The organism is Streptomyces sporangiiformans, from assembly GCF_005768555.2.
In the GTDB taxonomy this organism is placed as follows: domain Bacteria; phylum Actinomycetota; class Actinomycetes; order Streptomycetales; family Streptomycetaceae; genus Streptomyces; species Streptomyces sporangiiformans.
The window spans coordinates 1-14,072 of sequence record NZ_VCHX02000287.1 but is presented as its reverse complement, the minus strand read 5'-3'; the positions used below and the strand labels follow the sequence as shown (position 1 = coordinate 14,072).

10 protein-coding genes and 2 pseudogenes are annotated in these 14,072 nt (G+C 70.4%); 5 read left to right on the top strand and 7 right to left on the bottom strand.

Annotation, left to right across the window (positions count from 1 at the left end):
* Positions 1 to 160: 160 nt before the first annotated feature.
* Positions 161 to 3,088 carry a bifunctional glycosyltransferase/CDP-glycerol:glycerophosphate glycerophosphotransferase gene (locus FGD71_RS36625; protein ID WP_119104854.1) on the top strand — a complete coding sequence of 976 codons (2,928 nt, stop codon included), beginning with the start codon at positions 161 to 163 and terminating at the stop codon, positions 3,086 to 3,088.
* Complete coding sequence (locus FGD71_RS36620; RefSeq protein WP_119104853.1) at positions 3,085 to 4,185, top strand: glycosyltransferase; 1,101 nt, start codon at positions 3,085 to 3,087, stop codon at positions 4,183 to 4,185. The genes FGD71_RS36625 and FGD71_RS36620 overlap by 4 nt, the downstream gene beginning before the upstream one ends.
* A gap of 1 nt (position 4,186) precedes the next feature.
* Here FGD71_RS36620 and FGD71_RS36615 read toward each other — a convergent pair whose 3' ends face one another.
* Positions 4,187 to 5,002 (bottom strand): ABC transporter ATP-binding protein, encoded by an 816-nt coding sequence (locus FGD71_RS36615; RefSeq protein ID WP_181359352.1) that lies wholly within the window; start codon positions 5,000 to 5,002, stop codon positions 4,187 to 4,189.
* The gene (locus tag FGD71_RS36610; protein ID WP_119104852.1) at positions 4,995 to 5,909 is read right to left on the bottom strand and encodes an ABC transporter permease; all 915 of its coding nucleotides are present in this window, start codon (positions 5,907 to 5,909) and stop codon (positions 4,995 to 4,997) included. The genes FGD71_RS36615 and FGD71_RS36610 overlap by 8 nt, the downstream gene beginning before the upstream one ends.
* Before the next feature lie 192 nt (positions 5,910 to 6,101).
* On the opposite strand from FGD71_RS36610, the gene FGD71_RS36605 reads away from it, so the two are divergent.
* The gene (locus tag FGD71_RS36605; RefSeq protein ID WP_119104856.1) at positions 6,102 to 6,737 is read left to right on the top strand and encodes a TetR/AcrR family transcriptional regulator; all 636 of its coding nucleotides are present in this window, start codon (positions 6,102 to 6,104) and stop codon (positions 6,735 to 6,737) included.
* A 116-nt stretch (positions 6,738 to 6,853) separates the two neighbouring features.
* Positions 6,854 to 7,075 carry a hypothetical protein gene (locus tag FGD71_RS36600; protein ID WP_119104851.1) on the top strand — a complete coding sequence of 74 codons (222 nt, stop codon included), beginning with the start codon at positions 6,854 to 6,856 and terminating at the stop codon, positions 7,073 to 7,075.
* Between the two features lie 51 nt (positions 7,076 to 7,126).
* On the opposite strand, the pseudogene FGD71_RS36595 reads toward FGD71_RS36600, so the two are convergent.
* The 4 genes and pseudogenes from FGD71_RS36595 to FGD71_RS36580 all read right to left on the bottom strand — a co-directional run.
* Positions 7,127 to 8,174: pseudogene (locus FGD71_RS36595) on the bottom strand (ADP-ribosylglycohydrolase family protein).
* 61 nt (positions 8,175 to 8,235) lie between these two features.
* Positions 8,236 to 9,225 carry a UDP-glucose 4-epimerase GalE gene (gene galE / locus FGD71_RS36590; protein ID WP_119104850.1) on the bottom strand — a complete coding sequence of 330 codons (990 nt, stop codon included), beginning with the start codon at positions 9,223 to 9,225 and terminating at the stop codon, positions 8,236 to 8,238.
* Positions 9,226 to 9,350: 125 nt separating this feature from the next.
* On the bottom strand, positions 9,351 to 11,009 hold the full coding sequence (locus tag FGD71_RS36585; RefSeq protein ID WP_119104849.1) for a glycosyltransferase: 1,659 nt from the start codon (positions 11,007 to 11,009) through the stop codon (positions 9,351 to 9,353).
* Between the two features lie 235 nt (positions 11,010 to 11,244).
* Positions 11,245 to 11,733, bottom strand: a pseudogene (locus FGD71_RS36580) (MarR family winged helix-turn-helix transcriptional regulator); the annotation flags it as partial.
* 156 nt (positions 11,734 to 11,889) lie between these two features.
* On the opposite strand from FGD71_RS36580, the gene FGD71_RS36575 reads away from it, so the two are divergent.
* On the top strand, positions 11,890 to 12,303 hold the full coding sequence (locus FGD71_RS36575; protein ID WP_119104847.1) for an organic hydroperoxide resistance protein: 414 nt from the start codon (positions 11,890 to 11,892) through the stop codon (positions 12,301 to 12,303).
* Positions 12,304 to 12,352: 49 nt separating this feature from the next.
* Here FGD71_RS36575 and FGD71_RS36570 read toward each other — a convergent pair whose 3' ends face one another.
* Positions 12,353 to 13,630, bottom strand: coding sequence for a hypothetical protein (locus FGD71_RS36570; protein ID WP_119104855.1), 1,278 nt, complete (start codon positions 13,628 to 13,630; stop codon positions 12,353 to 12,355).
* Positions 13,631 to 14,072 lie beyond the last annotated feature (442 nt).

Sequence of the window (14,072 nt, the reverse complement as noted above, 5' to 3'; positions counted from 1 at the left end):
GCCCCGGGCCTGATGGCCCGGGGCACCCCCGTTGTGCGTGGCTGGTGCGGAGTGGGTCACTTCAGGCAACCCGTGCGGTTTCCAGCGCATCTACCGATGTGGCCCACGAGCGGACCACGCCGCGTAGGCGGGCCGATCCGTAGCATTTAGGGTTAATGGGATGAACATGGATCTGCGCCAGCCACCCGGCGTATCTGTCGGCGTGCCTGACATATCGGTCGTCGTGATCGTCTACAACGACGCGTCCCGCCTGCCGACGGCCGTGCGCTCCGTGCTGGAGCAGACGTTGCGGAACGTCGAGGTCGTGATCGTGGACGACCGCAGCACGGACGGTTCGTACGAGGTGGCCGAGCGGCTGGCCGCCGAGCATCCCGGTCGCGTACGGGCTTTCCGGCTCCCGGAGAACAGCGGCGGGTGCGGGGCCCCGCGCAACCACGGCATCGCGCAGGCACGCGGCACATACGTCGTCTTCCTCGACAGCGACGACGTACTGGAGCGCAACGCCTGCCGGAACATGCTGGAGGCGGCCGAGACCACCGGCGCCGACCTCGTCTCCGGGCTGTGCGTGCGCGTGCACGTGGATTCGCGGGGCGGCAAGGAGGTCAAGTGGTACCCCTGGCTGTACCCGCGCACCCGTACCCTGGAGTCCGTCTCGGAGCTCCCCGACCTGCTGGTCTTCGACACGCTGTCGACGAACAAGTGCTACCGCCGGGAGTTCCTGCTGGAGCGGGGCCTTCAGTTCCCGGTCGGGATCCACTACGAGGACCTGCTCTTCTCGGCGCAGGCGTATGTGGCCGCCCGCAGGATCACGCTGATCCCCAACCGCGTCTACGACTGGAACGTCGTGGAGAAGCCGACGCTGTCGGCCGCGAAGTCGATCAGCAACCGGCGTCACGAGATCGCCAACTTCGCGCACCGGATGGAGATCCACCGCCGGGTCGACCAACTGCTCGCGGAGCAGGGGCTGCTGGCGCTGAAGTTCCACAAGGACGTCAAGTTCCTCAAGCACGACCTGGTGCTGCATCTGCGTGATCTGCCGTTTCGGGACGCGTCCTATCGGCAGGAGTTCGCCTCGATCGCCCGGGACTACCTGGACTCGATCGACCGCGCCGCCTTCGACGAGGTGGAGCCCATCCACGCCATCTGCGCCTATCTGCTGCGCGAGAGCGACTGGGACAACCTCCTCCCGGCCGTGGACACGCTCACCAACCGCGACAAGATCTCCTCGCCGCTCGTCGAGCGGGACGGCCGGATCTACTGGTGCGCCGAGCACCTCGACGGACACGACGGGGAAAGTGAAGGCGACAGCGATGGTGAGGGCGAAGGCGAGGGCGACGGCTTCGCGCGGCAGGTCCTGGACGTCACCGAGCTGGGCTACCACACCAAGCCGGTCGAGAAGATGTTCCTGCGTAACGCCCTGACCGACTACGCGGAGTCGGCCGGCACGGTCCGGCTGGCCGGGCGCATCACCAACCCCCTGGGCGTCATCCCGCCCGGCGCGCGACTCACCGGTGAGCTGGAGTTCAGCGCCCGCCGCAAGGGCGTGCGCTTCCAGACCTTCCGCTTCCCCGTGGCCACCCTGCGGCACGAGGGCGAGACCATCGCCTGGGAGGCCTCGGCCGACCTCACCAAAGGGCTGCGGCCGCTCGGCATAGTGGACGCCGTGTGGGACGTACGGCTCCATCTCGGCGTCGACGGTGCCCGCACCACGACCCGGCTCACGGCTTCCGAACCGGGTATAGCCGCCGGGCGGTTGCCGGTCCGCCCCCGGCTCACCCGGCTGGTCGCCGACCGCATCGAGCCGGAGATCTCTTCGCGCGGCCATCTCTGCTTCCGGCTCGTCTCCCGCGAGAAGGTGGACGCGTTCGTCGCGCGCGGTGTGCACGGGGCGCCGGGCCGGCTCGCCAAGTCCGGCTACCGGAAGGCGAAGTCGCTGCGCAAGCGGCTGACCTCCGGCGACACCAAGATCAGGCTGTATCACGAGGCGTTCAGCCGACTGCCCGTGAAGAAGGGCCTGGTCGTCTTCGAGAGCCATCTGGGCCGGCAGTACAGCGACAGCCCGAGGGCCATCTACGAGGAGATGCGCCGCCAGGGGCTGGAGTTCGAGGCGGTGTGGTCGTACACCGGCAGCCCCACGGGCTTTCCCTCCGATGCCACCCTGGTACGCCGCTGGTCGCTGCCTTACCTCAAGGCCCTGGCCCAGGCGGAGTTCTGGGTCGACAACCAGAGCTATCCGCTGAAGCTCACCAAGCGGCCGGAGACCACGTACATCCAGACCTGGCACGGCTCGGCACTCAAGCGGATGGGCTTCGACGAGCCGGAGTGGAAGCTCAAGTCCCGTCGGCAGCAGCAGGCCCAGCAACGCACGCTCGACCGCTTCGACCGGTTCCTGATCCGCTCCGAGCACGACGTCCGCACCCTCGCCCGCGCCTTCCGGCTGAAGGAGAAGACCCTGCTGCGGGTGGGCTACCCCCGCAACGACGCCCTGGTACGGGCCCGTCAGGCCTCCGAACGCCCGCCGCTCGCGGCCGAGCTGGGCATCCCGGAGAACAAGAAGGTCCTGCTGTACGCGCCCACGTTCCGGCACCAGGGGCAGCGCCGCTTCGAGTTGCCCTTCGACGTGGAGCGCTTCGCCGACACGTTCGGCGACCGGTACGTCCTCCTCGTCCGCTCGCACTACCTCAACCACGTGGTGCTCCCGCCCTCCGTGCGGGGCCGTGTCATCGACGTGTCCGCGCACCACGACGTGACACCGCTGCTCACCCTCGCCGACGGCCTGATCACGGACTACTCGTCGGTGATGTTCGACTACGCCCTCCTCGACCGGCCGATGTTCTTCTTCGCCTACGACTACGAGGAGTACGTGTACGAGGGGCGCGGGACGTATTTCGACCTGCTGGAGCGTGCCCCCGGTCCCGTCGTGCGCCGCGAGGACGAACTGCACGCCGTCCTCGGCTCGCTGGAGGAGCAGGCGGTCAAGTACGCGGTGGCGCGGGAGCGGTTCACCGCGGACTTCGGCGAATACGACAAGGGGAACGCCGCGCAGGGCGTCGTCGACCAGTTCTTCTCCCAGTGGAGGCGCGCATGACCGGATACGCCCAGCGGGACATCTTCTTCGTCTCCAACAGTGTCGACGAGCTGGGCGGGGTGACCAGTTGGTCGCACCAGATGGCCCGGCTGTTCACCGAGCGCGGGCATCGCGTGCACGTCGTCGGGATCACCCCGCCCGCGGTGGCGCAGGAGCTGGGCGAAGTCGCGTACCCCACCACGACGTTGTACGACGGGCAACCGCCCCGCCCCGGTCGGGCCCGTGCGGCGAGCATGCGTGAGCAGGCGGCCAGGCTGACGGCGCTGTTCAGCGCGGCGCGCCCCGGCGCGGTCGTGATCGTCACGCAGGTGTGGGCCATGGAGTGGGTGGAACTGGCCGACACGCGAGGCCTGACCGTCATCGGCATGAGCCACGAGTCGTTCCGGTACTCGAAGGCGTCCTCACGCTTCCGGCGGGTGCTGAGGCACTACCGGGACGTCGACCGCATGCTCGTGCTCACCCGTGAGGACGCCGACCTGTGGATCGGACAGGGACTCAACAACGCCTCGTTCATGCCGAATCCGCTGCCCTTCATGCCCGAGGTGCCCTCGCCGCGCACCCAGAAGGTGGTCGTCAGCATGGGGCGGCTGCACGACCAGAAGGGCATCGACATGCTCCTCGACACCTGGGCCGAGGTCGCGCCGCGCCACCCCGACTGGACGCTGCGGATCTACGGCTCGGGCGAGGACGAGGAGATGCTGCACAAGCAGTGCACGGCGCTCGGACTCGACAGCTCCGTCGAATGGATGGGCCGTACGAGCGACGTACCGGGCGCGCTGCGCGGCGGCTCCGTCTTCGTGCAGTCCTCGCGGGGCGAGGGCTTCCCGCTGGCCCTGATGGAGGCGATGGCGATGGCCGTGCCCTGCGCCGCCTTCGACTGCGCCCCCGGCGTCCACGAGATCATCCGCGACGAGGAGGACGGCCTGCTCGCCGCACTCGGCAACACCGGCGAACTCGCGCGCAAACTGAGCACGTTGATGTCGGACGAGGAACTGCGGGACCGGATGGGCAAGGCGGCGCGGGTGAACATTCAGCGGTACACGACAGAGGAGATCGTGCGCAGGTGGGAGGACCTGTTCAGGTTCCTGGAGCGCTGACTCAGCCCTTGCCGCCGGTGAACTTCTCGTACTCCTTGAGGACGTCCTCCGTGTTCCCGTCCATGCGGAGCTCCCCCCGCTCGAGCCACAGCACCCGCTCACAGGTGTCCCGGATGGACTTGTTGTTGTGGCTGACGAGGAAGACCGTGCCGGCGTGCTTGCGCAACTCCCGGATCCGGGCCTCGGAGCGCTTCTGGAAGGAGCGATCGCCCGTGGCGAGGGCCTCGTCGATCATCAGCACGTCGTGGTCCTTGGCGGCGGCGATGGAGAAACGGAGCCGGGCCGCCATGCCGGAGGAGTACGTCCGCATCGGCAGCGTGATGAAGTCGCCCTTCTCGTTGATGCCGGAGAAGTCGACGATCTCCTGGTAACGCTCGCGGACCTGCTCGCGGGACATGCCCATCGCGAGGCCGCCGAGGAGGACGTTGCGCTCGCCGGTCAGGTCGTTCATCAGGGCCGCGTTCACGCCGAGCAGGGAGGGCTGGCCGTTCGTGTAGATGCGGCCGTTCTCCACGGGCAGCAGGCCCGCGACCGCCTTGAGCAGCGTGGACTTGCCCGAGCCGTTCGTGCCGATCAGGCCGATGGCCTCTCCCTTGTACGCGGTGAAGGAGACGCTCTTCACGGCGTGCACCTTGCGGACCCCCGCCGTCTGCTCGGCCTTCTTGCCGCGCAGGATGCGGTTCAGGGCGGCGGTCGCGGAGCCACGGCCCGCGCCGGTGCCGTTGACCCGGTAGACGATGTCGACGCGGTCGGCGATCACGGTGGGGACGCGATCGGCGATCACGGTGGGGACGCGTTCGTTCCTGGTGTCAGCCACGGCCGTACGTCTCCTCTGCCTTCCAGAAGTAGATGAAGCCGCCGACACCGGCGACCAGGGCCCAGCCGATCGCGACCGCCCACACGTGGTGCGGCAGCTGGCTCGCGTGGAAGGTGTCGATCAGCGCGAACCGCATGAGGTCGATGTAGATCGCGGCCGGGTTGCACTCCAGCGCGAGCAGCACGGCCTGCGGCAGGTGCTGGTTGCTCAGCACGCGGTCGATGCTCCACATGACGCCCGAGACATACATCCAGGTGCGCAGCAGGAAGGGCATCAGCTGTGCGAGGTCCGGCGTCTTCGCGCCCATCCGGGCCATGACCATCGCCACGCCCGCGTTGAAGACGAACTGAAGTGCCAGTGCGGGGATGGTCAGGAGCCAGGACGCGCCGACCGGCACGCCGAAGCAGAGCAGGATCACGATCAGCGCGGCCATCGAGAACAGCAGCTGCTGGAGCTGTTGCAGGGCGTACGACACCGGCAGCGCGGCCCGTGGGAAGTGCAGGGCGCGGACGAGGCCGAGGCTGCCGGAGATCGCCCGCGTCCCCGCCATGATCGAGCTCTGCGTGAAGGTCCACACGAACACGCCGGTGACCAGGAACGGGACGTAGTCGGGCACGCCCCGGCTGGTGCCCATCAGGAAGCCGAAGATGAAGTAGTACACCGCGGCGTTCAGCAGCGGGGTCGCCACCTGCCAGACCTGGCCCAGCTTCGCCTGGCTGTACTGGGCGGTGAGCTTGGCCGTGGCGAACGCCGTGATGAAGTGGCGCCGCGCCCACAGCTGGCGGATGTACGCCGGCAGGGACGGGCGGGCGCCGCTCACCGTCAGGCCGTGGCGGGCGGCGAGCGCCGCGGGGTCGTCCTCGGGCGTGGCCGGCGCCGGAGGCGGTGTGTCGAGAACCTGGCTCACATCCGCTGCTTTCGCTCGGGGTGGGGTGCGGTCGGGCGGTGAGGTGGGGGCGGTTGGGGGTGCGAACCCTTGCTTTACCTGGGGATGGGCTCGTCTTTACGTCGGGACGGGACCGTATCGTCGCAACGTGAGCGTAGGCCGATTCGACGTCGGAACGCAACCGTATCGTCGTAACGCTCTATGCTGTTCCGCATGACGACGAACGCCGACGGGGCCCAGAAGAGGCCGCAACAGCCGCGCCGCAGGGCTCCCGCCGGGGCCGCCGTACTCCGGGAGGATGTGACGGAAGCCATCCGGGCGGCCGTCTTCGAGGAACTCGCGGCCGTCGGCTATGCGCGGATGTCTATCGAGGGGATCGCGCGCCGAGCCGGCGTCGGCAAGACCGCGGTCTATCGCCGGTGGCGGTCGAAGCTGCATCTGGTGCTCGACCTGGTGTCGGCGATAGCCGTGCAGGGGCTGCCGGCGCCCGACACCGGCACCCTGGAGGGCGACCTGCGGCTGCTGTACGAGGTCACGGCCCGCGCCCTGCGTCACCCCGTCGCCTCGCAGATCATCCCCGACCTCCAGGCGGAGGCGGCCCGGAACCCGGACATCGCCGAGGCCCTGCAGAAGGCCCTGCGAGAGGGGCAGGAGGGTGTCGCGAGCGGCATCGTCGCGGCGGCCGAGAGGCGTGGTGAGGTCCGCCTGGGCATCGACGACGAACTGGCCCTCGACCTCATCTCCGGCCCGCTGTACTGGCGCTCGGTGGTCATCCGCAGCCCCAAGCTGCCCAAGGGTTACCTGGAGAGCCTGGCGCGGGCAACAGCGGTGGCGCTCAAGGCCTTGTAGGGCGTGTGAAGGCCGTGTGGCGGGTCGTGCGGTAGGTCATGTTGTCGCTCGGCCACCGGATCGTTGTCATCTGTCCCTCACACCTCGGGCTCCCGGGGGCGCATACTGGTCTGACGATGACGAAGCCTTCAGCGCCCCGGCGCCATCTGTCCACCAGTCCCTTCAAAGCTCCGGTCGCCCCCGTCGCGAAGCACTTCGCCCTGGGGGACCGGGTTTCGCACGACCAGTTCGGCCTGGGCAGGATCATCGGCGTCGAGGACGGCGTCGCGATGCTTGTCGACTTCGGCTCCCGCCAGGCCCGAATCGTCAGCCCCTACACCCGTATGGACAAACTCTGACAAACCCGTCAAGGGTGCGTGATGGGCGCTTGCCGCGGCGCGAGAACTGATTCATGTCCGCGGCGAGCGCGGCGCTCCCGCCCCCGGAGCCTTCGGCCTTCCCGGCGGAGCTCCCGCCACCTCGGGTGCCCGCGTACCCAGGGACAACCGCTCGGCCAGCTCCACCAGTTCCACCGCCCGTAGCGTCCGCTCGTCGAACCCCGGCAGCGGTACGTGCAGCGGTTCGACCCACCGCCCCGGTATGCCCTCCACGCCGTACACGGCCCCCGCGAGCCCGCCCGTGACGGCCGCCACGGTGTCGGTGTCCCCGCCCAGATCGACCGCGGCCCGCACGGCGTCCTCGTACGAGCATGTGCTCCGCAAGGCCCACACGGCCGAACCGAGACACGGCCACACGGCTCCGTTGCTGTGTTTTCTGGGGGACACCCCCAGACCCCCCGGCGGTGGCCTTGTCCGGGTGCCAGTCGGTCGCCAGCACGGTCGAGTACCGCGCTCGGTGATCCGGATGCACGAGGTCCAGGGCGCCCGGCAACGCCTCCAGAGGGTCGCCACCGGCGAGGGCCACGCGGACGAGTTCGTGAAAGAGCGCCGTCCCCTCCCAGGCAGCCCGGTCGCCATGAGTGAGCGCGGCGATGCGACGGCCGGCCTCCATCGTGGCCTCGGTGCCGTCGCCCGCGAAGTACACCGCGGACGTGCCCGCCCGCATCAACGCCCCGTTCCCCGCCGCTCGCCCGCTGGTCTGGAAGTGCAGCGCGGCGGCGAGATCCCAGGGATCGCCGCCGCTCAGCACGGCCTCGGTCTGCAGGCCGATGTCCTTGGGCTCGGCGGCCGCCCAGCGCTGGAACCGCCGGAAGACATCCGGGAGTTCGAGCCCGTCGCACTCCAGCAGGGACTCCCCGACCAGCACGGCCATCTGTGTGTCGTCGGTGGCCTCGCCGGGGTCCCAGCCACCGCCGCCGCACATCTCGCCGTCGGCGCCCGGCGACGGAAACCGCGCCGAGAACGCCCCCTCGGGCCCGAACTCGAAGGGTGCGCCCAGGGCGTCGCCGACGGCGGAGCCGAGGACGGTGCCGACGGCGCGGCGCGTGCGCGGGTCCATGGTCATCGCGTCAGCCTACGAGGCTGACGTCCGCCCACGAGGCCGGCCGCTCGCGGAAGCCCTACGCCTGGTGGCCCCGGGCCGCGTCCGGGTGGCGTCGTACCCAGCCCTCCCATGCCGAGGTGATCATGTCGGCGACGTCGTACTTCGCCTTCCAGGCCAGCTCGGTGGCGATGCGGTCCGCCGAGGCCACGACTCGCGCCGGGTCGCCCGGGCGGCGGGGGGTGACCTCCGGGGGCAGGTCGTAGCCCGTGATCCGGTTGATCCGGTCGATCATTTCGCGGACCGAGACGCCTTCCCCGCGGCCGATGTTGAGGGTCATGTCCGTGCCGGAGGAGGAGGCCAGGCGGCGGGCCGCGGCCACATGGGCCTCGGCGAGGTCGACCACGTGGATGTAGTCGCGGACGCACGTGCCGTCCGGCGTCGGGTAGTCGTCGCCGAAGATCCGCGGGGGCGCGCCCTCGGTCAGCTTCTCGAAGACCATCGGTACGAGGTTGAAGACCCCTGTGTCGGCCAGCTCGGGCGCCGCCGCGCCCGCCACGTTGAAGTACCGCAGGGAGGCCGTCGAGAGGCCGTGCGCGCGGCCTGTCGCCCGGACCAGCCACTCGCCCGCGAGCTTGGTCTCGCCGTACGGGCTCATGGGGACGCATGGCGTCTCCTCGGTCACCAGGCCGACATCCGGCATGCCGTAGACCGCCGCGGAGGACGAGAACACGAACGAGGGCACGGCGGCGGTCGTGACGGCCTGCAGCAGCACCCGCAGGCCCTCGACGTTCTCGCGGTAGTAGTGCAGCGGCAGCTCCACCGACTCGCCCACCTGCTTCTTCGCCGCGAGGTGGACGACTCCGGTGACGGAGTGGTCCGTGAGCGTGCGGGCCACGCGCTCCGCGTCCAGGGTCGAGCCGACGACCAGCGGTACTCCCTCGGGGACACGCTCGGCGATCCCGGTGGACAAGTCGTCGTACACCACGGCCTGTTCGCCCGCCTCGGTCATCGCACGCACGACGTGCGCCCCGATGTAGCCGGCGCCGCCAGTGATCAGCCAGGTCATGTACGGGCGTCCCCTCGTGGTCGGTGATCGTTCGGACACGGATGCCGGTGGTCACGTATCAGTGAAGCAGGCGCTTTCAGTGAAGCAGTGAAGCAGTGGTGCGGTGCAGCAGTGAAGCAGGCGTGTCAGTGAAGCAGGCGTTTCAGTCGACGTCGTGCCACAGCGGTCACTCCTCGCCAACCGGGCGCGAGCCGCACTGCCAGCGAGCCGGCGTGGGTCGCGTACGGCTGTACGAGCAGCACGCCGCGACGGCCGCTCGGCACGGCGGTGCGACGCAGCAGGCCCGGCCCCGCGACCGCGTGCGCCGTGGTCTCGCGGCTCGTGCCGTCGTGGAAGCGCACGCACAGCCTCAGGTCCCAGGTGCCGTCACCGAGGGCCGCTAGGTCGACCGGCACCTCGGCCGACCAGGAGTCGGGCCGGGAGTCGGGCCGGGGGCCAGGCCGGGAGTCGGTCTCCGAGTCGGTCGGTGAGTGGGCCGCCCCGTCGTCGTCGGGCAGGAACGCGGCCGTGAGGCGGAGCCCCGGCCGGCCGTCCTGACGGTTCACGAACTCGACGTCCACGCGGTCCGGCCCCGCGTCCGCCATCCGCCCGTACAGCTCGTGCAGGCGCAGCCGGAGCCGGGTGGCACCCGCGCGGGGCCGCAGTTCCGCGTCGACGGCGACGGGGAGGACGTTCACGGGCCGGAACAGGAGGTGATCCAGGGTCACTTGAGGCAGGTCGGCGGACCAGACCGGCGTACCGTCGGCGGCCTGCGGGTACGGCGGCCGCAGCCGCGCCGGGCGCGCCGCGACCTCCTTGACGCGGTCCAGGTCGCGCGGCTCCTCCGAGGCCATGACGACCTGCGCTATCACCCGTCCGGGCGCGGGGGCGAGCGCGAAGTCGCCGGCGTCGAAGGTGGCGAGGTACGCGCGCGTGAGGGCCCACCACTCGCGCCGGTACTCGGGCCCGCGCTGATCGAGTTCGCGCGCGTACATCCGCAGCGCGTGGTCGAGGAAGTTGGCGCGCGCCGCCCGCGCGAGCCGCTTCGCGCCGGCGTCGAGGAGGAGGTCGTACGCCATGCTGTGGGCCGTGATCCTGGCCTGCCAGTTGTCCGTGCCGGCCCGGTCGAGTGAGATCGACAGACGTTCGGCGGACCGGCGCACATGCCAGACGTACACGGTGTCGGGTATCAGCGCCATGCGCGGACCGGCGGCGAGCACGCGCGCGGTGAAGACGAAGTCCTCGTAGGGGAAGTGCCCTTCGGGAAAGCGGATGCCGTGCTCGCGCAGAAAGGCGGTGCGGTACAGCTTGTTGACGCAGAGTGTGTCGTGGACCAGGCGGGTGCGCCGCGAGGGGTGGGGAATCAGCGCGGGCTTCCCGTACAGCTCGGGCTGCCAGGGGGCCTCGCGGCCCGACGGCATTTCGCGGCGTACGCACAGGCCCGCCGCGACCTCGGTGTCGCGCCCGACGGCCGCGTCGAGCAGTGCGCTTACGGCGCCGGGCGGCAGTAGATCGTCGCTGTCCAGGAACATCAGGTACGGGGCCGTGGCGGCGGCTGTCCCGTCGTTGCGCGGGCTTCCGCAGCCGCCGCTGTTGATCTGGCGGCGTATGACCTTCAGGCGTGGTTCGTCGGACGCGAGGCGGTCGAGAAGGTCCGCACTGCCGTCCGTCGAGCAGTCGTCGACGGCTATCACCTCGCGGACCGCCGGACCCTGCGCGAGGGCCGAGCGCACCGCGTCCGTCACGTGTTCCGCGTCGTCGTACCCGATGACCACGACGCAGACCTGTGACTGGTGAGGATGCATGGCTTCCCTGGCTTCCACGGGACCAATGGTAGGTGTTGGGGCGATTTACCGTTAAGTGGTACTTAGCGTCCCGTGTGGAAGATGGCAGGAATTGCGTCGCGGTTCCGTTGCCTCTTGAAGGATTCGGGGCGGACCCCCATCAGTCGCCGGCCGGCGTCACGCCCTCCGGTGTCGCCCCGTCGAGCGCGGTCTCGTCCAGCACGGTCTCGTCCAGCACGGTCTCGTCCAGCACGGTCTCGTCCAGCACCGCCTCGTCCAGGGCCGTCGTGAGTTTGTCGAGCCGGGTCCGCAGATCGCGGATCTCGTCCAGGTCGAAGCCCGTCGCGGCGGCGATGCGGCGCGGCACGGCGAGCGCCCGTTCGCGCAGCGCGCTGCCCTCGTCCGTGAGCCGGACGACGACCGACCGCTCGTCCCGGGCGCTTCGCTCACGCCGTACGTACCCCGCCGCCTCCAGCCGCTTGAGCAGCGGCGACAGCGTCCCGGAGTCGAGCCGCAGATACTCGCCCACCCGCTTCACGGGCAGCTCGCCCTGCTCCCAGAGCACGAGCATGACCAGGTACTGGGGGTAGGTGAGCCCCAGGTCCTTCAGGACGACCCGGTACACGCCGCCGAAGGCGCGCGACGCGGCGTTCAGGGAGAAGCAGATCTGCCGGTCGAGACGGAGAAAGTCCTCGTCGCGCGGGGCGGCATGGAGGTCGGGGTCCGGTGTCGGCGTCGTGGTCATGCGTCCAGGATAGCCCCGGTGGGCCATTTAGTTGTGCACAATTGAATTGTGTGCTCTAATCGTGGTCGTACGGCGGCGCTCACCAGGCCCGCCGATATGACCTTGGTCTTCCGATACGACCTTGATCCTTGATCACTGATGAGAGGGACGGTTCCCATGGACGCGCTCTACACCGCTGTCGCCACCGCCACCCACGGCCGCGAGGGCCGGGCCTACAGCAGCGACGGCCGCCTCGACCTGGAGCTGGCCATGCCTCAGGAGCTGGGCGGCAACGGTCAGGGCACGAACCCGGAGCAGCTCTTCGCCGCCGGCTACTCCGCCTGCTTCGCCAGCGCCCTCGGGCTCGTCGGCCGTCAGGCGAAGGTCGACGTCAGCGACGCGGCGGTGACCGCCGAGGTCGGCATAGGCAAGCAGGGCGAGGGCTTCGCCCTCAAGGTCACGCTGCGTGTGGAGCTGCCGGAGTCCGTCGACGCCGAGACCGGCCGCAAGCTGGTCGACCAGGCCCACCAGGTCTGCCCCTACTCCAACGCCACCCGCGGCAACATCCCGGTCGAGCTCGTCGTCGAGTAACCCCGGTCTTCACCCCCGAGTAGCTCCCTTCATCCACGCCGGCCTGTCTTCACCCACGCGTGGCGTGCGTGCCCTCCCACAGCGGGCCCGGCAGCCGTACGTCGGCCGCCGGGCCCCGCGCGCCGATCACCGGTTCCAGCAGCAGCGGCAGCCCCACCACCGGCAGCAGCCACGCCAGCACGAGCAGCCGGTCGCCGATGTGGGGGTCCGGGTGCCCGGCCTGGTTGAGGACACCGCTGAAGGCCGCCGCGAGCAGGAACCCCGCGAAGGCCGGACGCTGCCGCAGCACACCCCACGCACCCGCCGCCAGCGCCGCGACGAACAGCGGCTGCCGCGACTGCCGACGCAGCCACTCCACCCAGAAGTTGCCCTCCAGCTGCCAGAACTCCGGCCAGGGGCGGGCGCGGTCGGGCCGCGTGTAGTGCTCGGTGAGCAGGTCCTGGAGGCTCTCGGTGGTGGACGGGTAGTGCAGCAGCTCGGCCACCAGCACGGTGGCGAGAGCCGCGACGGCCGCCACCACCCCGATCACCCGTGGAGCGGCGCGGCCGGGCCGCTTGCGCCGCACGGCCGCCACCGCACACGCCACCGCCAGACAGAGCCCCAGGAACAGCGCCTGCGAGTGCTTCACCGTGAACAGCAGCACGAGCGCCCCACCGACCAGCGCACCCCCGGCCCGCACCCGTCCCCCGACCGCCAGCGCACACCCCCACAGCGCCACCAGCGTGAGGGCCAGCAGCAGCCCCTCGGACATCGGACGCATGGCGGTCGTGCCGCACGGCAGGACGTAGAACAGAGCCTGCCCCGTGAGTGCGACAGCCGGTGGTGCGCTCAGCGTGCGCAGGATCAGGAAGGCCAGTACGCCTCCCGCCCCGGCCACGAGCACGCTCGACAGCCAGATGCCCCAGGTCACCCCGAACGCGGCGACGAAGGGCATCAACAGGGCGGGATACCCGGGCCGCGCCTCGAAGATCCGCCGGAACCGCTCGGACGCGAACGGCCCGGTGTGGCCGCTCGTCTCGCCGGCCCGCAGCCGCCTGTCCACCTCCCGCCACAGCTCGGCCTGGCACTCCTCGGTGACCCGCTGGTCCGGACTGGGCGCGTGGAAACGTGCGACGTTCACGTTCTGCCTGCGGTGCGCGATGTCGGCACGGCCCTCGCAGACGTAGTCGATGGTGGCGGCCGCCGCCTCGCGCTTTTCGTCGCCGCGCAGATCCAAGGCGTACGAGAGGTAGTTCTTGGTGTCGGGGGTGTCGCGGCCGTTGACGTTGGCGAGCTGGAGGAGGGCGAAGACGGCGGCCAGTACCAGGACCCAGGTACGCGGCCTCAGGACACGACGCACGGTGACCCTCACGAACCGGGCGCGTCGGCCGTCAGGCCCTGCACCTTGAGGTCGCGGGCGACAATGCTGAAGCGGGGCACTTCGAGGTCAGCTCCTTACGCGTGCGGATGGAAGTAGACGCCCCGCGTCGCCGGCGTCGGGCGCGCCACGCCGAAGGCGCCGCTCCGGTCACCCCTGCCCGGTGCTCCTGGTGGATCACTGTGTCCTGCCCGCCGCACCCGGCGGGGCGAGCCCGGGGCCGCCCCGCCGGGAGAAGCCTCAGCCCCTCGCGCGACGGCGCTTGACCAGCGCCCGCGTGACGATCGGAGGCAGCAGATCCTTGGCGATCCGCCTGGTGCGGCTGCTCCGCCGCGCCGCGGGGCTGACCGTGGCGGACCGGGCCGGCACCGGCCGCGAGGCGTCCGGGCGCTGGGACCGCGCGGCCGCCGCC

Excerpts from the sequence above, each read along its gene's own strand:
- FGD71_RS36625 (WP_119104854.1), top strand. The coding sequence starts at position 161 with ATGAACATGGATCTGCGCCAGCCACCCGGCGTATCTGTCGGCGTGCCT.
- FGD71_RS36620 (WP_119104853.1), top strand. The coding sequence starts at position 3,085 with ATGACCGGATACGCCCAGCGGGACATCTTCTTCGTCTCCAACAGTGTC.
- FGD71_RS36605 (WP_119104856.1), top strand. The coding sequence starts at position 6,102 with ATGACGACGAACGCCGACGGGGCCCAGAAGAGGCCGCAACAGCCGCGC.
- FGD71_RS36600 (WP_119104851.1), top strand. The coding sequence starts at position 6,854 with ATGACGAAGCCTTCAGCGCCCCGGCGCCATCTGTCCACCAGTCCCTTC.
- galE (WP_119104850.1), bottom strand. The coding sequence starts at position 9,225 with ATGACCTGGCTGATCACTGGCGGCGCCGGCTACATCGGGGCGCACGTC.
- FGD71_RS36585 (WP_119104849.1), bottom strand. The coding sequence starts at position 11,009 with ATGCATCCTCACCAGTCACAGGTCTGCGTCGTGGTCATCGGGTACGAC.
- FGD71_RS36575 (WP_119104847.1), top strand. The coding sequence starts at position 11,890 with ATGGACGCGCTCTACACCGCTGTCGCCACCGCCACCCACGGCCGCGAG.